Consider the following 25,059-nt stretch of genomic DNA (forward strand, 5'->3'; position numbering starts at 1 on the left):
GAGTGAAACATCTAGCTTATTTGCGCAACGCCAAGTGGCGGATTCGTGCTGGGCCTGGCGTCTGCGGCAACGTCGGGTCGCGGTCTCGGACAGTGCGCAAACGTTGCAGGGATGAATCGGTTCATGGTGGCTGCCGGGACACGGCGCAAGGTTTGCCGGTCGCGCAGAGGCCCTTCGCATCTTTCGTGCCCCGGCGCAGCGCGCTGCGCGCAAAGCCCGACCCATGGGCGCCTGGGAACGGCCAAGCCCGCGGGAAGCCGCGTCGCCTTTCGCCAAGCCGCTGCGATCGGCTTTACTGAGCAGATTAATGAGTGAAGTTATGACATCTCTATGAAGGCGGTCAATGTCTGAAATAGTTGTATATCTGAGCCGCCATTAAATGAATCATAAATGAAACATGAAAGCGGTCGCATTCCTATCGTTTTGTATTACAAAATAGGAAAGCCAGAATCGCGGCGTCGTAAATCGACCGCTTCTGCCGTTAGGCGTTATGCGCCAGTGTGGCTTGCGCCACAGATGCCCGGCGCGACTCCGACTATCTTCCTATCGTGCGTTTGTTCGGAAGTGTCTTCGAGGTCTGGTTCGCGAATTGCGAAGCAGGTCCGGCAAGTCCTGATTGCCGCGAAGGCGTGACCGTCGCCGCGCTCGGTTCCATCGGCTCGAACGAGGCCGAATCCAGCAGTTCATTCAGCCACATAAGGAGACCGGGTTCGCTCGACGCGGAGCGGGCTTGGGCGTCGGCGGCGTTGCGCCGGCGCGCAGGCGTTCTTTAGCTAAATGATGTGCAGAGGATTCGGAAATTAATCGGATTTGTCTGGTTACGGTAGGAGTGTATTTCGGCAATGGCAGAGATGGCAGAGGTTTTCGAAGACACCGGACGGCATCAATGCCGCCAAGATGCCGTTCGATTACGTCACGTAATCCGCCAAATGGATACGTGCTGTCTATGATGCACTGCGAATTGCCGAAAAGGGGGCTGCCGTTATGCAGGCAACGAATATTGAGGGAAATACCATGCCTTACGCGAGTATCGAACCCGCTGTGATGGGTTGGTTGCGTGCGTCGCAAACGAGCGCCGCGCACACCGCCACGCGCCGTATCGCGATCGTTCTGTTCGACGGCTTTTCGCTCCTCGGCACAGGCCTCGTTGCCGAAGTCTTCCATATGGCCAATGAGATCGTCAGTACCCGCTCCAGCGACGAGTGGGTCTACGACGTGACCTTCCTCTCCGCGGGCGGCGGCAATGTGACGTGCTCGTCGTCGGTTCGCGTGTGGACCGATGGGCTCGACGCGCGTCACTTCAGCGGCTTCGATGCGCTCTTTGTCGCAGGCGGCAGGGGTGCGACGGCCGCGGCGCATGACGAGCGGCTGATCGGTTGGCTGCGCCGCGTGCAGGTCAAGACCGCCAATGTGCGCTCCATCGACGAAGGGCACTTGCTGCTCGAAGCGGCCGGGATCGGCAATCGCGATAGCGAATATCAGTTCAACTCCTATCTGAAGCAGGCCGGCCGCGACGCCCCCATCGCGGACACAGGCGACCGGCTCGCGCCGATGAAAGGCGCGCTGACGATGGTCAAGCGCGACCTGGGCCTCGACATCGCGCGCAGCGTCGCCGAGCGGCTGATGCCGGGCTCCAGCGCCCGCTTCGTACCGATTCTCGGAGACGCCGGCGCAGCCAGCGCGGGCGACAAGATTCGTGCGGCGGCGCGTTGGCTCCAGGACAACTGCGAACGGCCGATTTCGATCGCGGATGCCGCGCAGGTTGCCGCCATGAGCGAGCGCAACTTTTTGCGCCGCTTCAAGCTCGAGCTGGGCATGACGCCGTCCGACTATCTGCTGCAGGCGCGTCTGGCGATCACCTGCAGCTTGCTGATCGACTCGGAGCTGCCGGTCGACAAGATCGCCCGCCGCAGCGGCATGGGCAACGGCGATCGGCTCGCGAAGATTTTCCGCAAGCGCATGATGATTTCGCCGACCGAGTTCCGCATGCAAAGCCGCCGCGACGTGGGCGGTTAACGGGAGCATGGCATGAGAACTCCCGAACAACGATATGGCGGCGGGGTTGCCGGATTGTCCGCTCGTGGACCGATTGCCGCGCTCGGCGCCCAGCTCGCGCGCGAAAGCACGCCGTGCCGGCGGATCGTCCCCGTCGTGCTGGCGGGTGGCTCGGGCACGCGATTGTGGCCGATGTCGCGCGAGCACTATCCGAAGCAACTGATCGACGTCGTCGGTGCCGATACGCTGCTGCAGTCGACGGTACGCCGGCTCGACGGTTTTCCGGAGGAATGGGAACTAGCCGAATCGCCCATCGTGGTCTGCGGCGGCGAACACTGCTTCATCATCGACGAGCAATTGCGCGAGAGCGGCGTTACCCCGCAGCTCATCGTCGAACCGGCGCGCCGCGATACCGCGCCCGCGCTGACGATGGCTGCTGCGCTCACGTGCTCCCACGGCCGTGACGCGATTCTCGTCGTGATGCCATCGGATCACGCGATTACGGATGTGGCCGCGCTGCAATCTTCGATCGAGCTCGCCGCGCGCTACGCGCAGCGTGGCGCGATCGCGACGCTCGGTGTGCCGCCGACACGGCCCGATACCGGCTTCGGCTACATCCGCATCGGCGACGCGTTGGGCGACGGCGCACATCGGATTGGCGGCTTCGTCGAGAAGCCGGCGGCGGAACTCGCCGCGCAGTATCTCGCCGCGGGCAGCTACTGGTGGAACAGCGGCATCTTCGTCATGCGTGCATCGGTATGGCTCGCGACGCTGCGCGCACTGCAGCCCGCGATGCATGACGCGTGTCTCGCGGCGTTCGCGAGCGGCGCGACGCACGACACGCGTTTTACACCGGGTGCGCAAGCATTCGCGCAGACACCGGCCGATTCGATCGACTATGCGGTGATGGAGCGGCTCGGCGGCGCCGATGCGCCGTGCGAGGGCGTCGTCGTGCCGCTCAACGCGGGCTGGTCGGACCTCGGCTCGTGGGATGCCGTCTGGGATGCGCTCGAGAAGGATGCGCAAGGCAACGTGGCACGCGGCCGCGTCGTCTTCGAAGGTGCGACATCGACCTATGCGCATTCGCAGGGCCGGCTCGTGGCATGTGTCGGGACGGCCAACATCGTTGTCGTGGAGACGCCCGACGCCGTGCTGGTCGCCGACCGGTCGCACGTGCAGCGCGTCAAAGGGCTTGTCGCCCGCATCAAGGCCGATCATGCGCCGGAGGCCGATGCGCACCGCAAGGTACGGCGTCCGTGGGGCTTTTACGATTCCATCGATCATGGCGACCGCTTCCAGGTCAAGCGCATCGTCGTCTCGCCTGGCGCGCGGCTATCGCTGCAGATGCACCACCACCGCGCCGAGCATTGGATCGTCGTGCGCGGCACCGCGCTCGTCACGCGCGGCGAGGAGCAGTTCCTGTTGAGCGAAAACGAATCGACGTTCATTCCGCTCGGCGTGCTCCACCGTCTCGACAACCCCGGCAAGATGCCGCTCGAAATCATCGAAGTGCAATCGGGCGCCTACCTCGGCGAAGACGACATCGTGCGTTTCGACGACCAATACGGCCGATGCGCGCCGGCCGCTGCCGAGGACAACCATGGGAGCAATGCGAGCGGCAACGTCAATGGCAACGGCACCGGCACCGGCCACGGCAGTGGAAACGGCAATGGCGCCAGCAACGGCAGTGTCCATGCCGCCAGCAATGGCGACGGCAATGGACATGCGGGCGACCACCACGGCAGCGACCGCCCCGGTAACGACCAGCGCCGCAACGGCAAGGGCCTGGCGTCCTGACGGCCGCCCGATGCTCGCGGAGATACGAACATGCGTGACTTCCAAGGCCTCTTTGCACGTTTGTGCGACGTCGCGCTGATCGTCGCAGCGGCGGTCCTGGCGTCGCATTTGCGGTTCGAGGACTGGGCTCGAGACGGCTTTGCGGATGCGTTTGCGCTTTACACGGCGGCCTTTGCGCTCGTGCTGTTTCCCGTGTTCGGTGTCTACGAGTCGTGGCGCGGCCGCTCCAAGCGCGTGTTGGCGGGCCAGGTCGCGCTCGCGTGGATCGTCGTGCAGGCTTGCGCGCTGATGGTCATGTTCTCGCTGCGCCAGATCGATTTCATTTCACGCCTGTGGTTCGCTTACTGGAGTGCATTGGCCGCCGGGTCGCTGATCGCCTATCGCCTCGTCGCGCATGCCCTGCTGGCGCGGCTGCGCCACGCCGGCCTGAATCTGCATCAAGTCGCGATCGTCGGATGCGGTACGCATTGCGAGGGCATCCTGCGGCGGATCGAAGCGGCACCGGCGACCGGTTTCCGTGCAACGGCCGTCTATCTGCCGAACGGCGATCCGCGGCACGAACTGGCCGCGCTCGATCTTGCGGAGCCGAGGGTGGAGCGGTTCGACGATTTCGATGCCTTCGTCAAGTACGTGCGTGCGAGCGATTTGCACGAACTCTGGCTCGTTTTGCCGTTATCCGAGGAGCGCACGATTTTGCGCGTGGTGCGCGAGTTCCACGAAGATCTCATCAACATTCGCTTCATGCCCGATATTCGCGCGCTCGCCCTGTTCGACACGAGCGGCATCATCGATCTGCTCGGCGTGCCCGCGATCAATCTCATGGCCTCGCCGCTCTCGCCGAGCGCCATGTTGAAAAAGGAGATCTTCGATCGCGTGTTCGCGCTGTGCGCGCTGATCGGCCTCGCCCCGCTGCTGCTGGCGATTGCGATCGCGGTGAAGGTTTCGTCGCCGGGTCCCGTGTTCTTCCGGCAAAAGCGCAAAGGCGCCGACGGACGCGTCTTCACGATCTACAAGTTCCGCTCGATGCGGATCCACGATGAGAAACCCGGCGTCGTGAAGCAAGCGGTGCGGCACGATCCGCGCGTGACGCGCGTCGGCGCCTTCTTGCGTCGCACGAGCCTGGATGAGCTGCCGCAGTTTTTCAATGTGTTGAAAGGCGACATGTCTGTCGTCGGACCGCGTCCGCATGCGCTCGAACACGATGATCTCTATCAGAAGGTTGTCGCGGGCTACATCCATCGCTATCGGATCAAGCCCGGCATCACCGGCTGGGCGCAAGTCAATGGTTATCGGGGCGAGACGGACCGCATCGAAAAAATGGAGCGGCGCGTTGCGCACGATTTGTATTACCTCGGCAACTGGTCGTTCGCACTGGACATGCGAATCATCGCCGCGACCGTCGTGAAAGGGTTCAGGCATACCAACGCATATTGACGGTCGATGAAGAGCGGCGTCTGCACCGGCACGTTGCGGGCGGGCGCCAAAACCAATAACCGGCACGGGAGGGAAGGGTCATGTGCTATTCGGTCGAGCGCGTTCGCGCATACGTAATGGTTGGGTTCATCGCGCTGGCGGGCACGCTCGGAGCGTGTTCCATCGTGCCGGGTCAGCGCATGGATACGCCGGCGACCGTCGATGAGACGGGCGGCGAGTACAGCAAGGAGCCGGTGCAGAAGACGCAGATTCCAATCACCGACATCAACCTCTCGTTGATTCGGCAAATGGGCACGCAGGCGGGCCAGCCGAAGCTCTCGCCCGACATCCTGAGCTTGTTCGGCAAGGCGGGCCCCTATACGGTCGGCCCGGGCGACGTGCTGCAGATCACGGTCTGGGATCACCCCGAGCTTGCGGCCGCGCTCGGCCAGCCGGCGGCGACGACGCGCGACGCGGACGCGGCACCGGGCTTCGTCGTCGACGAAGCGGGCAACATCCAATTCCCGTATGCGGGCGTCGTGCATGTGGCAGGCGACAGCACTGAAACGATCCGGCGCAAGATCGTGTCGCGTATCAGCCGGGTCTACAAGAGCCCGGAAGTGACGGTGCGTATCACCTCGTACCGCGCGTCGCAGATCTACGTCGACGGGGAAGTCGGCAAGCCGGGCGCCCAGCAGATCAACGACATCGGCATGACGCTCACGCAGGCCATCGGACGCGCCGGCGGGTTCACGGGAGCCGCCGATCAGGGCGAAGTCACGCTCGTGCGCGGCGGCACCAGCTACCCGATCAACTTCAACGAGATCGTGAAGAGCGGGCACAACCCCAACGATCTGGTCTTGAAGCCCGGCGACATGCTGCGGGTCGGTTCGCGCGACGAGCACGGCGTCTATGTGATGGGCGAGGTCAACAAGCCGGCGACCGTTCTGCCGATGCGCAGCGGCAGGCTCTCGCTCGCGCAGGCGCTCTCGGAGGCCGGCAGCATCAACCCGAACACCGCCAAGGCCAAGGAGCTCTTCGTCATTCGCACGTCGTCGACGGGCAACCAGCCGCAGATCTATCACCTCGACGCAACGTCGCCCGTTTCGATGGTGCTCGCGAATCAGTTCGCGTTGCAGCCGAAGGACGTCGTGTATGTCGATAACGGTGGGCTCGTCAAGTTCAACCGCGTGCTGAATCTGCTCTTGCCGGCAATCAACGCGGGGCTGACGGCGGCCATCGTGACCAAATAGTGCAACCCATTCGTCCCGTCGTGCGCGGCGCGGCATGACGGGACGGTCAGCAACGGGGCAACGGATATGGCTATGAATTTCGAAAACCGCTACACCGACGTGACGGCAGCCGACGAATTGCGCCTGACGGACTATCTTCAGGCGATCGTCGGAAACTGGCGACTGATCGCGACGATCACGCTGGCCGTGACGCTGGTTTCAGTGGGCTACGCGTTTCTGACGCGGCCCGTATACAAGGCCGATGCAGTCATCCAGGTCGAGGATGTCCAGAATGGCGAAAACGGAGGCGGCGGCAACCAGCAGCAACAGATCGAGCCGCTCTCGCGGATGTTCACGCGCAAGGCGACGACCGCAGCCGAAATCGAACTACTGAAGTCGCGCCTCGTCACCGAGGCGACGGTGCGCGATCTGCATCTCGATACGACCGTCGAACCGCGGACCGTGCCGGTCATCGGCTCGATTCTCGCTGCGCTGACGACGGGCAAGTGGGGTTTCAAGGTCGATCCTTTCATGAACCTCGGCGGCTTCGCGTGGGGCAACGAGAAAATCGGCGTGGCCCGCTTCGATACGCCGAAAGCGCTTTACGGCAAGCCGTTTACGCTGGTCGCCGGACCGTCGGGCACCTTCACGCTCGAAGATGGCGATGGCATTGCTCTTGCCAGCGGCCGGGTGGGCGAAGACGTGAAAGCCGCGACCGCGGCCGGCACTGTGCTGTTGCATGTCGATCACCTCGTGGCTCGCCCCGGTACGCAGTTTCATCTGACGCGGGCATCGACGCTCGACACGGTCGAGCACTTGCAAAAAGCGTTGCGCGTGGCCGAGACGGGACTGCAATCGGGCGTGATCAACGTGACGCTGCAAGGCGAGAACGCGCAGCTGACGGCCGACATCGTCAACGGTATCGCGCGCCAGTTCATCAAACAGGACGCGGATCGCCGCTCCGCCGAAGCGGAACACACGCTCGCCTTCCTGGACGAGCAACTGCCGCAGTTGCGCCACGAACTCGATGCGGCGGAGCAGCGTTACAACAATTTCCGGAACACGCACGGCACGGTCGACCTCAGCGAAGAAAGCCGGTTGCTGCTGCAGCAGATCGTCGACAACAAGACGAAGCTCGCGGACTTGCAGCGTCAGCGTGCCGATCTGTCGCAGCGCTTCACGGCCAATCATCCGGCGGTGGCCGCGCTCGATGCGCAGATCGCACAACTGCAAGGGTCGCAGGGGCAGATGTCCAAGAACGTCGCGCAACTGCCCGATACCGAGCAGACGGCGTTGCGTCTGCTGCGTGATGTGCGGGTCGATACGGAGCTCTATACGAATCTGCTGAATAGCGCTCAGCAACTGCGCGTCGTCAAGGCAGGGCAGGTCGGCAACGTGCGCGTCGTGGATTTCGCCGAGACGCCCGATCAGCCGGTCTGGCCGAAACGCTACATCGTGATTCTGATCGGCTTGGGCGGCGGACTCTTCCTCGGCATCGTGGCCGCGTTCGTGAAGAAGGCGCTTTACGGCGGCGTGGAGCGTGCCGACGAGATCGAGAACGCGATCGGCGTGCCGGTTTTCGCGGTGGTGCCGCGAAGCGGCTTGCAATTGCGTCTGCAGCAAAACGTGATGATGCGCCGGCAGGGCTTGCACGTGCTGGCCGCGCAATCGCCGCAGGACATCGCCGTCGAGGGCGTGCGCAGCCTGCGCACCACGCTGCAGCTCTCGCTCGATCAAGCGCGCAACAACATCGTCATGCTGACGGGTTCCCGTCCCGACGCCGGCAAGTCGTTCCTGTCGGTCAACCTGGCTGCGCTCGTCGCATCTGCCGGTAAGCGCGTGCTCGTGATCGACGGCGACATGCGGCGCGGGGAAGTGCATTCGCACTTCGGCGTGCGCCATCAGCCGGGGCTCTCGGATGTGCTGCGCGGGGCCGAGCCGGCCTCCGTCATCCAGCGCGAAGTGCTGCCGGGTCTCGACGTGCTGACGAAAGGCACGCTGCCGAGCCACCCGTCCGAGCTGCTCATGAGCGAGCGCTTCCGCGATCTGCTCGACGCGCTTTCGCGGCATTACGACCTGGTGATCATCGATACGCCGCCGGTGCTCGCGGTCACCGATTCGACGGTGATCGGCAAGTACGCCGGTACGTCGTTGCTGGTCGTGCGGTATGGACGGCATCCGATCGCGGAGATCACCGAGACGGCGAAACGCCTCGAGACCGGCGGCGTGAACCTGCAAGGTGTCTTGCTCACAGATGTGCCGCCCGCCGTGCCGATGCTGGGTGGCTCGTACAACGGGGGCTACTACGGTTACGAAAGCATCGCCGAGTGAGATCGGCGATGCAAACCCACCGCGCCGGATTCGAAGCGGCGCGGCCACACTACACAGAGGATATTGGCGATGAACCAAAAGGTCGCGTTGATTACCGGGATCACCGGGCAGGACGGTTCCTATCTGGCGGAGCTGCTGCTGGACAAAGGCTATGTCGTGCATGGTCTGAAGCGCCGCACGTCGCTGTTCAATACGGACCGCATCGATCATCTCTATCGCGATCCGCATGAAAGCGGCGAGCGGCTCACGCTGCATCACGGCGACCTGACCGATTCGGCGAGTCTGCTGCGCGTGATTCAAGCCATCGAGCCTGACGAGATCTACAACCTGGCGGCGCAAAGCCACGTTCATGTGTCGTTCGACGAGCCGGAGTACACGGCGAATGCCGATGGCCTCGGGGCGCTTCGCATCCTGGAGGCGATCCGTATCCTCGGCATGGAGAACAAGGCGCGTTTTTATCAAGCGTCCACCTCCGAGCTCTACGGCCTCGTGCAAGAAGTCCCGCAACGCGAGACGACACCGTTTTACCCGCGCAGTCCTTATGCGGTGGCGAAGCTCTTCGCGTACTGGACGACGGTGAACTATCGGGAGGCGTACGGCATCTATGCGTGCAACGGCATCCTGTTCAATCACGAATCGCCCGTGCGCGGCGAGACATTCGTCACGCGCAAGATCACGCGCGCGCTTGCCCGCATTGCGGTGGGTATGCAAACGGAGCTCTATCTGGGCAACCTCTCGGCGCTGCGCGATTGGGGGCATGCGCGCGATTACGTCGAAATGCAGTGGCTGATGCTGCAGCAGGAAGAGCCCGAGGATTTCGTCATCGCGACGGGAGAGCAATACAGCGTGCGCGAGTTCGTCGAGCGTGCCGCGGCCGAGCTCGGCGTGACGATTCGCTTCGAAGGCACCGGCGTGGACGAGGTGGGGATCGTCGAGCAGGTCGCGAACCGCGAAATACGCGTGACGCCAGGCGACGTGATCGTTCGCGTCGATCCGCGCTACTTCCGTCCCACCGAGGTGGAGACATTGCTCGGGGATCCGTCCAAGGCCCACGAAAAGCTGGGCTGGAAGCCGCGCACGTCGTTCGAGGCGCTGGTGAAGGAAATGGTCCGCGCCGATTATCAGCTCGCACGGCGCGATGCGCTCGTTACGCTCGCGGGCTTCACAGCGCTCGAACACCACGAGTGAGGAGACCTGAGCGATGGACAAGGAAGCACGCATCTATGTGGCCGGCCATCGAGGTATGGTCGGCTCCGCACTCGTGCGCGAGCTCGATGCGCACGGTTATCGCAACATCATCACGCGCACGCACGCCGAACTGGACCTGACGGACCAGCATGCGGTCAACGCGTTTTTTCACGATGCCCGTGTCGACATCGTGCTGCTCGCGGCGGCGCGCGTGGGCGGCATCCTCGCCAATGCCACGCAGCCGGCGCGCTTTCTCTACGAGAATCTCGCCATCGAGACCAACGTGATCCATGCGGCGTATCGCGCGCAGGTGGGGCGGCTCGTCTTTTTCGGCTCGTCATGCATCTACCCGAAGCTCTGCCCGCAGCCGATTCGCGAGGAGTACCTGCTCAGCTCGGCGCTCGAGCCGACCAACGATGCCTATGCCATCGCCAAGATCGCCGGTCTCAAGATGTGCAACGCCTACAACAGCGAATACGGCACGCATTACGTTTCGCTGATGCCGACCAATCTCTACGGTCCCAACGACAACTACGATCCGCGCGGCTCGCACGTGCTCCCCGCGCTGATCCGCAAGGCACACGAGGCGAAGGCGGCGCATGCACCCCAACTGACGGTCTGGGGAACGGGCACGCCGCGGCGCGAGTTCCTGCACGTCGACGATCTCGCCGGGGCTACGCGCTTTTTGCTCGAGGGCGATGTGGGAGAGGGCGTCTACAACGTGGGCGTGGGAGAAGATCTATCTATTCGCGAGCTGGCCGAGTGCGTCGCGCGCATCGTCGGCTACGACGGCGAGCTGGTATTCGATGCGACGAAGCCCGACGGCACGCCGCAAAAGCTGCTCGACGTCTCCCGGCTCGCTCAGATGGGCTGGCGGGCGCGCATCGGCCTCGAAGAGGGCATCGCGCGGACTTACGAGGATTTTTGCTCGCACCATTGCGAACTCGAAACGGCTTCGAACGGATGAATCGAAAAATGACAGCAACCGTGACGATCTTTCACAACGTAGTGTGGTCGCGCCACAAGGGCGTTGTGTTTTCAGCGCTGCACTCTTTGTCGACGAGCGGAACCATCCGATACTCGATGGTCCAGATCGCCGATACCGAAACGGACCGTGTCGGCTTTTCGGACGTCGACTATTCGTTTCACCGGTACCCGATGCAAAAGCTCTTCGACGGGTGCTATGAAGACGTGCCGGCCTGGAAGATGATCGGGCGATTGACATGGGAGGTCGTGAAGGCGAAGTCGGACCTGATCGTGCTGCCGGGCTACCACCGGCCCGAGTATTGGGCGATGCTGGCCGCCTGTATCGTCACGCGCAAGCGACGCGCCGTGTTTTGCGATTCGACCGGGCGCGACAAGCCTCGCCGATTGGCCACGTCGATTCCGAAGCGGATCTTCTTCTCGCTTTGCGACGGTTACTTCGGTTTCGGCGAGCGCTCGCGCGAATACCTCGTCTCGCTCGGTGCGAAAGCGAACCGCATCTTCGTGCCTTGTCAGGCCGCGGCCTTGCCGCGCTCGTATTCGAGCGAGCACGCACTCGAGGCGCGTATCGACAAGCGCGCGAGCGGCGAGCCGGTTTTTCTCTACGTCGGCCGGCTCTCCGAGGAAAAGAGCATCGATACGCTGATACGCGCGTTCGCGCAGCTACGGATGAGCGTACCGTCGGCGACGCTGCGCATCGTCGGCACGGGGCCGATGCTCGATGCGTTGAAGACGCTCGTCGATTCGCTCGGCGTGCGCGGTACCGTGCATTTCGTCGGCAGTCTGCAAGACGAGCCGCTTTCGAACGAGTACTTCGCCGCGTCGTGCCTCGTGCTGCCGAGCACGAGCGAGCCTTGGGGCCTCGTCGTCAACGAGGCGCTGAGCCACGGTTGTCCGGCTGTCGTCAGCGACCAGTGCGGCTGCGTGCCCGAGCTCGTCGTAAGGGGCGAAACGGGCTATGCATTCGAAGCGGGCAATATCGCCGCGCTACGCGACACGCTGTTGATGGCGATGGAGCGATTCGCCGATACGCGGGCGACGGCTAAGTGGTGCCTCGAACGCATCGCGCGGTTCGATCCGCGCTCGGCGGCGGCCAATATCGCGCGCGGCTGCGCGACGATGCTCGTCGACAAGAGCGGCGATCAACCGGCGACCGGCGCGGAGCGACTGCGCCAATGAGGCTGCTCGTCTATGGTCTGAACTATGCGCCCGAGTTGACCGGCACTGGCAAGTACACGGCGGAGATGGCTGAGGCACTTGCCGTGCGCGGCCATGACGTGCGCGTCGTCACCGCGCCCCCGTACTACCCTGAGTGGCGCGTGGCCGAAGGGTGGCATGCCTGGCGTTATCGGCGCGAAACGCGCGCGGGCGTGACCGTCTGGCGCGCGCCGCTATGGGTGCCGGCGCGCCCGAGCGGCGCGACGCGCCTCGTGCACCTGGCTTCGTTCGCGCTGAGCTCTGCCATGCCGATGGCGCGTCAGTTGCGCTGGCGGCCCCATGTCGTCATGGCTGTCGCGCCGACGCTGCTGTGCGCCCCGGCCGCGCTAGCGGTGGCGCGCATGACGGGTGCGCGCGCGTGGCTGCATGTTCAGGACTTCGAAGTGGATGCGGCGTTTGGCCTGGGCATGCTTCGGAGCCCGCGCGCGGCCAGGCTCGCGCGCGGCGTCGAGCGCTCGCTGCTCACGCGCTTCGATGTCGTCTCGTCGATCTCGGCGAAGATGGTCGAGCGGCTTTCGCGTCTCGGCGTGGACGCGTCCAAAGCGTTTTGCGCACCGAACTGGGTCGATGTCGAGGGGATCCGTCCGCTCGATCGCCCGAGCGGGTACCGGCGAACGCTTGCGATCCGCGATGACGCGAAAGTGGTGCTCTACGCGGGCAACATGGGAACGAAGCAGGGGCTCGAGCATCTCGTCCATGCGGCCATCCTGCTCGCCCATCGTACCGACATCTGCTTCGTCTTTTGCGGCGATGGCCCGACAAAGGCCCGTATCGCCGAGCGGTGCGCAGCGCTTCCGAACTGCCGCGTGCTGGGCCTGCAGCCTGCCGAACGTCTGAACGAGCTGCTCAATCTCGCCGATATTCATGCGCTGCCGCAGCGCGCCGATGCGGCCGATCTGGTCATGCCTTCGAAGCTCACGGGCATGATGGCCAGCGCGCGCGCCATAGTGGCGATGGCGCGTTCCGGGACGGAGCTTTACGACACCGTCGCTCCGCGCGGGATCGTCGTCGAACCCGACGATGCGCGCGCGTTTGCGCGGGCGATCGTGAATCTTGCCGACGATCCGGCACGTCGTGCGCGGCTCGGTGCGGAGGCACGGCGCTTCGCCTGCGAGACGCTGTCCACGGCATCGGTGTTGGCGCGCCTGGAGGCGCGGCTCATCGAATGCGCCCGGCGCGCAACGCCGGCGATCGAATCCCGGCGGGCCGGGTGACCCGCGGGCCTTCGGTGCCCCGTGCCGGTGCGGCGCAGCTTTCACTGATGCCCCATTGAAGTGCGTGAACGTTGGGAGGGCCGCCGGTCCGCCGCTATAACCCGTCGCTGATCCGCGCTCCCTCAAGCCTGGCTTGCATCGGCACGCTAATTGCGTTGATGCGGCCCAACGTCCGGTTGCCTGCCGCACGGCCTGTGCTGCGGGTTTTCCCCCTATCGCGCTCGGCCTCGCAGCCGGCTACCGTGGCGTTGAGCGCCGGCGAAGCAAGATCGACCGGGCTTTCGAGTGCGGCTGCCGCGTGCTGCCGCCTCCATCGAAGAATGCTTGATACCGAACGACTGCGTCCCGATGAGGGCGATAGTCGGGCTCGACGGGGCCATGCTTTGAGCGCCAACGGCCCCGAATAACGGACGGGAATATCGGCCATGACGCAAGCCTTCTTCAGCGAGATGTTCGAGCGCGATGGACCCGCTATCGCGGGCGTGCCGCCAGCCGAGTTTCCAGGCTGCGGCGAGACACGCGCGCACTACCGTGAATTCCACGGGTGGATGTGCGCGCAAAGCGAGCAGCAGATTGCGAACAAACGCGCCGAAGCGGATCTGAACTTCCGCCGCGTCGGCATTACGTTCGCGGTCTATGGCGCAAAGGACGAGACCGGGGTCGGCACCGAGCGTACGATTCCGTTCGACGTCATTCCGCGCATCTTTCCGGCACACGAGTGGGCGGCCCTCGAACGGGGCCTGCGCCAGCGCGTTTGCGCGTTGAACCGCTTCATTCACGACGTCTATCACGATCAGGCGATCATGCGCGCGGGCGTCATTCCCGCGGAGCAGATCCTCGCCAACGGGCAGTACCGTCCGCAGATGCAAGGCGTGGATGTGGCGCGCGATATCTACGCGCACATCGCCGGCATCGACATCGTGCGTGCGGGTGCCGGCGAATTTTACGTGCTCGAGGACAACCTGCGGGTGCCCTCGGGCGTGTCGTACATGCTCGAGAACCGCAAGATGATGATGCGGCTCTTCCCCGATCTCTTTGCGCGCAATCGCGTCGCGCCGGTCGCGCATTATCCCGACCTGCTGCTCGATACGCTGCGCTCGGCGGCGCCGCACGGCGCGGCTGACCCGACGATCGTCGTGCTCACCCCGGGCATGTACAACTCGGCGTATTTCGAGCATGCGTTTCTCGCGCAGCAAATGGGCGTCGAGCTGGTCGAGGGGCAGGATCTGTTCGTCGAGGGCGGCTTCGTCTACATGCGGACCACGCAGGGGCCGCAGCGCGTCGATGTGATCTACCGGCGGGTCGACGACGACTTTCTCGACCCGGAGGTGTTCCGACCGGATTCGACGCTCGGCGCGGCCGGTTTGCTCGCGGCCTACCGCGCCGGCAACGTGACGCTGGCCAATGCCGTGGGCACCGGTGTCGCCGACGACAAGTCGATCTATCCGTACGTGCCGGACATGGTGCGGTTTTATCTCGGCGAGGAGCCGATCCTCGACAACGTGCCGACGTGGATGTGCCGCAAGCCGGACGACCTGCGCTACGTGCTCGATCATCTGTCGGAGCTCGTCGTGAAGGAAACGCACGGCGCGGGCGGCTACGGGATGCTCGTCGGTCCCGCGTCGAGCGCGGCCGAGATCGAGGCGTTTCGCGCCGCGTTGATTGCGCAGCCCGACAAGTACATCGCGCAGCCGACACTGGCGCTCTCGACCTGCCCCACCTATGTCGAGGCAGGCATTGCCCCGCGCCACATCGATTTGCGGCCGTTCGTGCTCTCGGGCAGCGAAGTGCGGATGGTGCCCGGAGGCCTCACGCGCGTTGCGTTGCGCGAGGGCTCGCTCGTCGTCAATTCTTCGCAAGGGGGCGGTACCAAGGACACCTGGGTGCTCGAACAGTAGGTCGCGCGGTACCGCCGCATTTTCGCTCTTGCCACGAACGCATCGGGAGACAGTATGTTAAGCCGCACCGCCGACCATCTCTTCTGGATGGCTCGCTATACCGAGCGGGCCGAGAACACGGCTCGCATGCTCGATGCGAATTATCAAATGGCGCTGTTGCCGCAATCGGACGAATACGCGGCGCTGGGCTGGCGCGCCATGCTGTCCATTTCCGAGCTCGCGGACAGGTATGAGGCCGCGCATCCGAGCATGACGAGCCGCGATGTGATCGCCTTCATGTCGAGCGATCGCGACAACCTCTCGTCGATCGTCAACTGCTTGCGTGCCGCGCGGGAAAATGCACGCGCCGTGCGCGGCGCAATCACGACCGATCTTTGGGAAACGCTCAACACGACGTGGCTCGAGTCGCAGCGCATGCTCGCCGACGGCGTGCTGGATCGCGATCCGGGCCAGTTCTTCGAGTGGGTCAAATTCCGCTCGCACCTATCGCGCGGCGTGCAACTCGGCACCATGGTCAAGGACGAGGCGTTTTACTTCATGCGCCTGGGCACGTTCCTCGAGCGGGCCGACAACACCGCGCGCATTCTCGACGTCAAGTACGAGATGCTCGAGCAACGCGGCGGCATGCTGACCCAGCCGCTCGCGCAGTCGCTCGATTACTATCACTGGGCAGCAGTGCTGCGCTCGGTCTCGGGCTTCGAGGTCTATCGCAAGGTCTATCGCGATGTGATCACGCCGGAGCGCGTCGCGGACTTGTTGATCCTCTTCGCGGACTGGCCGCGCTCGCTCGCGGCGAGCCTCGACGAAGTTCGCCAGATCATCGCGCGGGTGCGTAACGCGCGCTCCGCGCACGCGGAGGCGATGGCCGTGCAACTTCATGCCGATGTGCGGGCCGCGTCGATCGGCGACATCCTGCGTGGCGGGCTGCACGCCTGGCTGACCGATTTCCTCGTGCGGATCAACGAACTCGGCAGCCGCGTCAGCCGCGATTTTCTCGTGCCGCTCGCGCCGGAACCCGAGGCTGCCGTCGTTCAAACAGCATCTCAGTCCCAGTCGCAATCATCGCAATCTCAATCGCAGTCCCAGTCTCAGCCGCACGCGGCATGAGCGCCGCGGCCGAAACGTTTCCCGCTCACCGCTTCGAGGTACTCACGTGTCGATTCGCGTCGCGTTAAATCATGTCACGCGGTACCGCTACGACCGCCTGGTCGCGCTCGGACCTCAAGTCGTCCGGCTGCGGCCGGCGCCGCATTGCCGCACGCCCATCCTCGGGTATTCGATGCGCGTCGAGCCGGCGGACCATTTCGTCAACTGGCAGCAGGATGCCTTTGCGAACTACCAGGCGCGCCTCGTCTTTCCCGAGCCCACGCGTGAATTCCAGGTCACGGTCGATCTCGTGGCCGAGATGTCCGTCTACAACCCGTTCGATTTCTTCCTCGAACCGGAGGCGGAGAAATTCCCGTTCACTTATGCGAGCGCGCTTGCCGCCGAGCTTGCGCCGTATCTCGTGCGCGCGGCCGAGCCGACGCCGCGGTTTGCCGCTTTCGTCGAAAGCATCGACCGCACCCCGTGCGGCACGGTCGATTTTCTCGTCGCGATCAACCAGCGTCTCGCCGATGAAATCGGCTATTTGATCCGCATGGAGCCCGGCGTGCAAACGCCGGAAGAAACGCTCGAAAAAGGCTCGGGCTCGTGCCGCGACACAGGTTGGCTGCTCGTCGAGACGCTGCGCCATCTCGGCCTTGCCGCGCGCTTCGTCTCGGGCTATTTGCTGCAGCTCGCCCCCGATGAGAAAGCGCTCGACGGTCCGAGCGGAACGGAGGTCGACTTCACCGATCTGCACGCGTGGTGCGAGGTCTATCTGCCGGGCGCGGGCTGGATCGGCTTCGATCCCACGTCGGGGCTGCTCGCCGGCGAAGGGCATATTCCCGTCGCGTGCACGCCGCAGCCGGGCAGCGCGGCGCCGGTAGCGGGCGCACTCGACGAATGCGAGGTCGAGTTTTCGCACAGCATGTCGATCACGCGTGTGCTCGAGACGCCGCGCGTGACGAAGCCTTACGACGATGCGCTGTGGCAGGACATCGAGCGCGTCGGCGCGCACGTGGACGCGGATCTCGAGTCGATGGACGTGCGGCTCACGATGGGCGGGGAGCCGACGTTCGTCTCGGTGCGCGAGCGCGATGCCGCCGAGTGGAACACCGATGCGCTCGGGCCGACCAAGCGTGGCTACGCGGTTTCGCTGATGGACAAGCTGCGTGCCCGATATGGCGCGAACGGCTTCCTGCACGTGGGGCAGGGCAAGTGGTATCCGGGCGAGCAACTACCGCGCTGGGCGCTGTCGCTCTTCTGGCGCGCGGATGGCGAGCCGTGCTGGCAGGACCCGACGCGCTTCGCCGATGAACGCGATCCGATGCACTACACCGCGGACGATGCCGGCCGGTTCATCCGCCATCTGGCGGGCAAGCTCGCGCTCGACGACACGCATGTCCAGCCCGGCTACGAGGATGTCTGGTACTACCTGTGGCGCGAGCGACGCTTGCCGGTGAACGTCGATCCGTTCGATTCGCGTCTCGACGACGAGCTCGAACGCCTGCGGCTGCGGCGTATCTTCGATGCGGGCCTGGCAGCCGTGACCGGTTACGCGCTGCCGGTTGCGCGGGAACGGGACACGGCGGCGACACTCGCAGGCCCGCGCTGGATCACGGGGCCCTGGTTCTTTCGCGACGAGCGCATGTACCTGATTCCAGGCGACTCGCCGATGGGCTATCGGTTGCCGCTCGATGCGCTGCCCTGGGTCGGTGCGGCGGACCATCCCCGGCTGCACGAGCACGATCCGTTCGGGCCGCCGGCCGCGTTGCGCAGCGCAACGCAATTGCGTGCGCAGTATGCGTCGCCGGAAGACGCGGCAAACGACGTTGCGAAGCCCGCCCGGGCCGCCGGTCGCGCCGGCGCATCGCGAGGGCAAGGCGGCGATGCTGCCGCGGCCGATGCGCGTATGCCGGAGCACGGCGAATCGGCGGCATGGCTACATCGCACGGCGCTTTGCGTCGAAGCGCGCGATCCCGTGCGCGCGGCTGGGCCGCAAGCGGAAGCTGACGCCGCGGCGGCGGGCCGCAAAGGCGGCGCGCTTTATGTCTTCATGCCGCCGCTGGCCGCGCTCGACGACTATCTCGACCTGCTGGCGGCCGTCGAGGCGACGGCTGCGGACCTGCAGGTCAAGATCGTGATCGAAGGCTATCCGCCGCCGCGCGATGCGCGCCTGAAACTGCTGCAGGTGACGCCCGATCCCGGCGTCATCGAAATCAACATCCATCCGGCCGCGACGTGGAGCGAGCTCGTCGACAACACGGCGTTCCTTTACCGCGCCGCGCACGAATCGTATCTGGGCCCCGAAAAGTTCATGCTCGACGGACGCCATACGGGCACAGGCGGCGGCAATCACATGGTGCTGGGCGCCGCGACGCCGGCCGACAGCCCATTCCTGCGCCGCCCCGATCTGCTCGCAAGCCTCATTGGCTATTGGCACAACCATCCTTCGCTGTCGTACCTGTTCTCCGGGCTCTTCATCGGTCCGACGAGCCAGGCGCCGCGCGTCGACGAGGCCCGCAACGATCAGCTCTACGAGCTCGAGATCGCGTTTCGCGAGCTGCAGCGTCAGCTCGACGGACTCGCGGCGCTGGGCGAGGGCGACGAGTCGGTGCCGCCCTGGCTCATCGATCGCGCATTGCGCAACATCCTCATCGACGTGACGGGCAACACGCACCGCGCCGAATTCTGCATCGACAAGCTCTATTCGCCCGACGGTCCTGCGGGCCGGTTGGGCTTGCTCGAGCTGCGCGGCTTCGAGATGCCGCCGCATGCGCGCATGAGCCTCGCGCAGCAACTGCTGCTGCGCGCGCTCGTCGCGCGCTTTTGGCGCACGCCTTACACGACGCGTCTCACGCGCTGGGGCACCGAGCTGCACGATCGCTTCATGTTGAGCACTTTCGTGCAGATGGATTTCGACGATGTGCTCGCCGATCTTCGCGCGGCCGGCTACGCGTTCGATCGTGCCTGGTTCGCGCCGCATTTCGAATTCCGCTTCCCGCTCGTTGGCGAGTTCGATGCGAGCGGCGTCGCGCTGACGCTGCGCCATGCGCTCGAGCCCTGGCACGTCATGGGCGAGGAGGGGGGGCCAGGCGGCACAGTGCGCTTCGTCGATTCTTCGCTCGAGCGCATCGAGGTGCGCGCGCTCGGTCTCAACGAAAACCGCCATGCCGTAACGGTCAACGGCGTGCCGCTGCCGCTGCAGCCCACGGGCCGTGCGAGCGAGTACGTGGCGGGCGTGCGCTTTCGCGCATGGCAGGCGTCGTCGTCGCTTCACCCGACCATCGGCGTGCACGCACCGCTTACGTTCGATCTCGTCGACAATTGGGCCGAGCGCTCGCTCGGCGGATGCCAGTATCATGTCGCACATCCGGGTGGACGCAATTATCAGACGTTTCCCGTCAATGCCTACGAAGCGCAGAGCCGGCGGCGTGCGCGCTTCTTTACGATCGGCCACACGCCCGGGCCGATGTCCGTAAAGGCGCGCGAGCGCAGCCTCGAGATGCCTTTTACGCTCGATCTGCGGCGTGTCGGCGGCGACGACTGACCGAAGCCAGAGAGCCTTTTGCCTTTTCAATCGACCCTGCCGTTCGACGCCGCGGCCGATGTCGCCGATGCGCTCGCGCGATTGCTCGACGTTCCGACGCGCGCCGGCCATTGGGACGAGCTGCGCGATGCCACCGGCGCCTTGCGCGCGCCGTGGCGGCGTTTTTTCGGCCTGCTGGGCGTGGATGGCGTCGCGGGCCTCGAGCCTGCCGCAGCCGCTATCGCCCGGCAGATCCGCGACAACGACATCACTTATAACGTCTATGCCGATAACGGCGAGCCGCGGCCCTGGGCGCTCGATCTGCTCCCGTTCATCGTCGACGAGAACGAATGGGCGACGATCGAGCGCGGTGTCGCGCAGCGCGCGCGACTGCTCGAGGCGCTCATCGCCGATATCTATGGTGCGCAGACAGTGCTTGAGCGCGGCTTGTTGCCGGCGGCGCTCGTATTCGGACATCCGGGCTATCTGCGCCCGATGAAGGGTTGTTTGCCGCCGGGCGGCCGATATCTGCAGATCGTGGCAGTCGATCTGGCCCGCGGGCCCGCTGGCGAATGGACCGTCATGGGGCACCGCACGCAGGCGCCGTCGGGGCTCGGCTACGCGCTGGAGAACCGGCTCATCGTTTCGAGCCTGTTCGCTCAGCCGTTTCGCGCCCTCGGCGTGCAACGGCTCGCCCCGTCGTACTCGCAGTTGATCGCGACGCTCGCGCAGGCGGCGCGCACGACGATGACCGACGACGAGCGCCAGGCCCGCGCCGGCTCGCCGCATATCGCGCTGTTGAGCCCGGGGCCGTTCAGCGAGACCTACTTCGAGCATGCGTTCCTGTCGCGCTATCTCGGCCTCACACTCGTCGAAGGCAGCGATCTCACGGTGCGCGGCGACAAACTCTATCTGAAGACGCTGGCGGGTCTCGAACGTGTGCACGGCCTGCTGCGCCGGCTCGACGACAGCTTTTGCGATCCGGTCGAGCTGCGCGCCGAATCGAGCATCGGCGTGCCGGGCCTGCTGGAGGTCATGCGCGCCGGCAATGTCGTCGTATCCAACGCCCCGGGAGCCGGTGTGGTCGAGTCCGCGGCGCTGCACGGCTTCTTGCCCAAGATCGCCGAAGCGTTGTTCGGCGAGCCCCTCGCTTTGCCGAGCGTCGCCAGTTGGTGGTGCGGCGAAGCGGCCGTGCGCGAAGACGCATTCGCCCGGCTGACCGACGCATGGCTCGCGCCGACCTGGGCAGGACTGCCGCATCCGGCCTCATCGGACATGCCGCCCGGGCTTGCGGCCGGACCGCAGTGTCTGGCCGACTGGCGCGCGCGCATCGAGCAGGCGCCCGACGCGTTCACGATCCAGGCGCCGCTGCCTTATTCGTGCGCGCCGCGCTACGAGGACGGCACGTTATCGCACCGGCCCTGCGCGCTGCGCGTGTATGCGATCGCAGGGGCGTCGGGCGGCTGGCACGTGCTCCCGGGCGCTTTCACGCGTATGGCGGGCGATCGGCAAACGAGCGTCTCGATGCAGTCGGGTGGCAGCAGCGTCGATACCTGGGTGCTGTCGAGCCGGCCGGGCTCGACCTTTTCGCTGTTGCCCACTCCGATGAAGCCCGGCGATTTCGCCTATCGCCGCCGCACCGTATCGAGCCGCGCCGCCGAAAACCTGTTTTGGGCCGGGCGCTACAGCGAGCGCGCGGAAAACAGCGTGAGGCTCGCCCGCCTCATTCTCGGCTCGCTCGACAGCCACGATTCCGAGGAGATGCTGGCCACGCTCGTGGAGCTCGCCGCGCGCTTCGAGCTCATTGGGGCCGCCGAACCGGCGGCCCGGCCCACGCGCCATGCGTTCGAACGCGCGCTGGTGGCCGGTTTGCACGAGCATTCTGGCACGGGCAGCATCGGTCGCATCATCGCGAGCCAGGCACGGGCTTGCGGCGAAATCCGCGCGCGGCTCTCGAACGACCACTGGCGGACGATTCTCGCCGCGCGCAACGATTTTCGCGATGCACTGCATGCGCTGTCGCTCGTGCCGCCGTCCAACGCACAGGGGGAGGAGGCGGGGCAGGGCGAGCGCTACGATTCGTACGACCGCGTCGCGCTGATGCACGCGCTGGAGACGCTCGCCATGCAGCTTTCGGCCATCAGCGGCTCGCAAGGCGATCGCATGGTCCGCGACGAAGCATGGCGGCTGCTCTTCGCGGGCCGGCACATCGAGCGCGTGATCGGGATGACGACGCTGTTGCGCGTCGTGGCCGACGCAGGCGTGCTGGCCACGCCTGCCGGCTTCGATCTGCTGCTGCAGCTTTTCGACAGCACGCTGACCTATCGCTCGCTGTATCCCGGGCGGCTCGAGGTGCCCGCATTGATCGATCTCGTCGTCGTCGACCCGACGAATCCGCGCGGGCTCTACGGCGTCTACGAGCGGCTCGCGAAGAAACTCGACGAAATCGCCGCGGCCGCGGGCGGCGCGGTGCGGCGGCCGTTCGGCGAGGCCATGCCGCCCGTATCGTCGCTGCCGACGCTCGAGCGCCTTTGCAGTACCGACGCCGCGGGGCGCTACGCGACGCTCGCCGCGCTATGCGACGAACTGGCCTCGCATGTGGCCGCGGCATCGAACGAAATCAGCAGCCGCTACTTCTCCCATGCGGACAACCCGCTGGCAGCGAGGCTATCGACATGAGCGCAGAGCTGAGGCTGTCGGTTTCGCACGTCACGACCTATCGCTATACGATGCCGGTCGAGACGGCACAGCATCTCGCCGCACTCCGGCCGCTCGATTGCGCCTGGCAGCGTGTGCTCTCGCATCGTTTGAAGATCGACCCGGTGCCCGCTTACGAGAGTGCCCACATCGATGCGTTCGGTAACGAGGTGCGTTACTTTTCCTTCGAGGCCCCGCACGACTACCTGGAAGTCACGAGCGAAACGACAGTCGAGTTGGCCGAGCGCTGGGCTGCGCTCGACGTGTGGGCGACGCCGGCCTGGGACACTGTCGCCGCCGCCCTGCGTTACCGCGCCGGCGAGCCCTATATGCCCGAGAGCGAATTTGTCTTCGCCTCGCCGAACATCGCACTCGCACCGGAGCTGCGGGCGTACGCGCAATCGAGCTTCGCGCCCGGCACGCCGCTCGCCGTGGGCGCCACCGACCTCATGCATCGGATCCATGCCGATTTCGTCTACGCGCCGCAGGCCACCGAATTCGATACGCCCGCGCTGCGCGCGTTTCATCTACGCCAGGGGGTCTGTCAGGACTACGCGCAAGTGATGATCGGATGCCTGCGTTCGATCGGCTTGGCGGCTCGCTACGTGAGCGGCTATTTGCGCACGGTGCCACCGGAGGGGACACCGCGCCTCATCGGCGCCGATGCATCCCACGCGTGGGTATCGGTGTTTTGTCCCGGGACCGGCTGGGTCGATTTCGATCCGACCAACGATGTGCTGGCCGATCTCGATCACGTCACGCTCGGCTATGGCCGCGACTATACCGACGTATCGCTGCTGCGCGGCATCATCCTCGGAGGCGGGGAGCATACGGTCGAAGTCGCCGTCCATGTAGCCGCTCAGTAGTCGCGCCCTCGCGCGCTACCACGGCATCCGATAGACGGTCTGTCCGTTTGCATTCCCATTGGCCGGGCCCTTGAACGCGTCGCGATAGGCTGCTTGCGCGGCGGCTTGCGGCGTGCGTGCGGGCCCGTTGTCGGCCCCGGCTGCGCCCCCGTTCGCGGCATCCGCCGGGGGCGGCCGGCGACGACCGCCCGGTGGCAGCGGATCGTAGCCAAAGCCAGGGCCGCCGCCTGTCGGCACGCGCTCGGCCTTCATCAATTCCGTTTGACGCGCTTCGTCCGCATCGCCCGCCGTTGGATACGGATTGCTATAGGCTGGGGGGCCGCCCATGAGCGCTTCCTCGTTGCCAATGCCGCGCAACTGATTGGCGGTGGTCCGCGCCGCGGCCGCACGGTCCCCGGCCGTGCCAGGGGCTGCGGCGGCGTTGTTGTTGTTGCGGGCGTTGCCGGCACCGGGGGCACCGGCGGGGGCGCCCGGCGGCTGCGCGGCGAGCGGCGCAGCAGCAAAGAGCGCAACGCATGCCGCCGCGGACACGAGTGCGGCGTGCGCGGTCCGCGCGAGCGTACTTCGCCGCGCGCTCCCTTCTTGCGCCGATCCGGCGCCATGTCGATGCTGCGAAAACAGTGTCACAAGCAGACTCCCTTGTGCAACGTCTGACAGCTCCCATGCTCGCGCGGGCAGACCCTGCGGCGCCGCCAAAACACCGTAACCGCCCGCCATCCGTGCGGCTGCCGACAAATCGTGGCATGCGTCGCGCTCGATAATCCCCGCACGAGAGCAAGAACATTCGAGGGCATCGGCGATGGAGCGCCATATCGACCATGACGAGGCCGCGCAAGCGCGCCTGGACAACGACGACCTGTCAGCGATGCGGGCCGGCAGTGCGCGCGTGACAGGCGCCCCTGCCGACTCGGCCGCCGCACAGCGCGTCATCGACTTGTCGCGGGCGGGCAAGGGCAATTACGTTGCACGCCGCAGCAGGCTGATCGAAGCGATCTGGTTCCTCATCGAAGCGTGCGTGATCAACAACAAGCTCCTGCCGATCTCCGCTGTCCGCGTTGCGTTATTGCGTCTTTTCGGCGCGAAGATCGGCACCGGCTGTCGTTTCGTGCATCCGCTGCGCGTGAAGGCACCGTGGAATCTGGAAGTCGGCGATCACTGCTGGTTCGGCGTCGATGTCTGGATCTACAACCAGGCGCCCATTCGAATCGGCTCGCACGTCTGTATCTCGCAAGGCACATTTCTGAGCGCGGGCTCGCATGATATGTCGACGACGATGGATTTGCGCGTGGCACCGATCGTCATCGAAGACGGCGTCTGGATCACCTCGAAATGCGTCGTGCAGATGGGGGTCACCATCGGGCGCTCGGCCGTGGTCACGCCTCTTTCGGTCGTGCATCGTTCGCTGGATGCGGAGGGCGTTTACGGCGGCAATCCGTGCCGGCTTCTGCGCAAGCGTTTCTCATAATGCAGATAAAAAGAGCAAACATGACGGTATTGCGTAATTCATCGGATCGTATGCGCAATACATTTTTGGGTTTTAGCTTCGCTTCACCGATTATTCGTAATTGAAGGGCAATTTCGTTGGCCGGAGGCGGCGCGAAATTGGCCGACGAC

The 25,059-nt window shown here is 65.3% G+C and carries 15 protein-coding genes and 1 pseudogene; 15 read left to right on the forward strand and 1 reads right to left on the reverse strand.

Annotated features, from left to right (window positions below; all coding sequences use genetic code 11):
- Positions 1-1,014 precede the first annotated feature (1,014 nt).
- The 14 genes and pseudogenes from ACR9ZC_RS10910 (at position 1,015) to ACR9ZC_RS10975 (ending at position 23,445) form a co-directional block, all read left to right on the forward strand.
- Positions 1,015-2,016 (forward strand): GlxA family transcriptional regulator, encoded by a 1,002-nt coding sequence (locus tag ACR9ZC_RS10910; RefSeq protein WP_331567872.1) that lies wholly within the window; start codon positions 1,015-1,017, stop codon positions 2,014-2,016.
- 12 nt (positions 2,017-2,028) lie between these two features.
- Positions 2,029-3,573: pseudogene (locus ACR9ZC_RS10915) on the forward strand (mannose-1-phosphate guanylyltransferase/mannose-6-phosphate isomerase); the annotation flags it as partial.
- Positions 3,574-3,822: 249 nt separating this feature from the next.
- Positions 3,823-5,226: an undecaprenyl-phosphate glucose phosphotransferase gene (locus ACR9ZC_RS10920; RefSeq protein ID WP_481580280.1), complete on the forward strand. Its 1,404-nt coding sequence runs from the start codon at positions 3,823-3,825 to the stop codon at positions 5,224-5,226.
- Positions 5,227-5,306: 80 nt separating this feature from the next.
- On the forward strand, positions 5,307-6,458 hold the full coding sequence (locus ACR9ZC_RS10925) for a polysaccharide biosynthesis/export family protein (protein WP_481580281.1): 1,152 nt from the start codon (positions 5,307-5,309) through the stop codon (positions 6,456-6,458).
- A 66-nt stretch (positions 6,459-6,524) separates the two neighbouring features.
- The gene (locus tag ACR9ZC_RS10930; RefSeq protein WP_481580282.1) at positions 6,525-8,768 is read left to right on the forward strand and encodes a polysaccharide biosynthesis tyrosine autokinase; all 2,244 of its coding nucleotides are present in this window, start codon (positions 6,525-6,527) and stop codon (positions 8,766-8,768) included.
- A gap of 69 nt (positions 8,769-8,837) precedes the next feature.
- Complete coding sequence (gmd, locus tag ACR9ZC_RS10935; RefSeq protein ID WP_331565811.1) at positions 8,838-9,956, forward strand: GDP-mannose 4,6-dehydratase; 1,119 nt, start codon at positions 8,838-8,840, stop codon at positions 9,954-9,956.
- A 13-nt stretch (positions 9,957-9,969) separates the two neighbouring features.
- Complete coding sequence (locus ACR9ZC_RS10940; RefSeq protein ID WP_331565813.1) at positions 9,970-10,923, forward strand: GDP-L-fucose synthase family protein; 954 nt, start codon at positions 9,970-9,972, stop codon at positions 10,921-10,923.
- 8 nt (positions 10,924-10,931) lie between these two features.
- Entirely contained in the window at positions 10,932-12,119 is a 1,188-nt protein-coding gene (locus ACR9ZC_RS10945; RefSeq protein WP_481580283.1) for a glycosyltransferase family 4 protein, read from the forward strand.
- A complete protein-coding gene (locus tag ACR9ZC_RS10950; RefSeq protein ID WP_481580284.1) occupies positions 12,116-13,372 on the forward strand; it encodes a WcaI family glycosyltransferase in 1,257 nt (418 codons plus the stop codon). Before ACR9ZC_RS10945 ends, ACR9ZC_RS10950 begins: the two co-directional genes overlap by 4 nt.
- Positions 13,373-13,797: 425 nt before the next feature.
- Positions 13,798-15,270, forward strand: a complete 1,473-nt coding sequence (locus ACR9ZC_RS10955; protein WP_481580285.1) for a circularly permuted type 2 ATP-grasp protein — start codon at positions 13,798-13,800, stop codon at positions 15,268-15,270.
- 54 nt (positions 15,271-15,324) lie between these two features.
- A complete protein-coding gene (locus tag ACR9ZC_RS10960; protein WP_481580286.1) occupies positions 15,325-16,377 on the forward strand; it encodes an alpha-E domain-containing protein in 1,053 nt (350 codons plus the stop codon).
- A gap of 46 nt (positions 16,378-16,423) precedes the next feature.
- Positions 16,424-19,903, forward strand: coding sequence for a transglutaminase family protein (locus tag ACR9ZC_RS10965; RefSeq protein ID WP_481580287.1), 3,480 nt, complete (start codon positions 16,424-16,426; stop codon positions 19,901-19,903).
- 18 nt (positions 19,904-19,921) lie between these two features.
- Entirely contained in the window at positions 19,922-22,561 is a 2,640-nt protein-coding gene (locus ACR9ZC_RS10970; protein ID WP_481580288.1) for a circularly permuted type 2 ATP-grasp protein, read from the forward strand.
- Complete coding sequence (locus ACR9ZC_RS10975) at positions 22,558-23,445, forward strand: transglutaminase family protein (protein WP_481580289.1); 888 nt, start codon at positions 22,558-22,560, stop codon at positions 23,443-23,445. The genes ACR9ZC_RS10970 and ACR9ZC_RS10975 overlap by 4 nt, the downstream gene beginning before the upstream one ends.
- Before the next feature lie 15 nt (positions 23,446-23,460).
- On the opposite strand, the gene ACR9ZC_RS10980 is transcribed toward ACR9ZC_RS10975, so the two are convergent.
- Entirely contained in the window at positions 23,461-24,072 is a 612-nt protein-coding gene (locus tag ACR9ZC_RS10980) for a hypothetical protein (RefSeq protein ID WP_481580290.1), read from the reverse strand.
- Between the two features lie 238 nt (positions 24,073-24,310).
- On the opposite strand from ACR9ZC_RS10980, the gene ACR9ZC_RS10985 reads away from it, so the two are divergent.
- Positions 24,311-24,910, forward strand: coding sequence for an LbetaH domain-containing protein (locus ACR9ZC_RS10985; protein WP_481582642.1), 600 nt, complete (start codon positions 24,311-24,313; stop codon positions 24,908-24,910).
- The last annotated feature ends 149 nt before the right edge of the window (positions 24,911-25,059 follow it).

The organism is Trinickia sp. HAY1-2D (assembly GCF_056754935.1).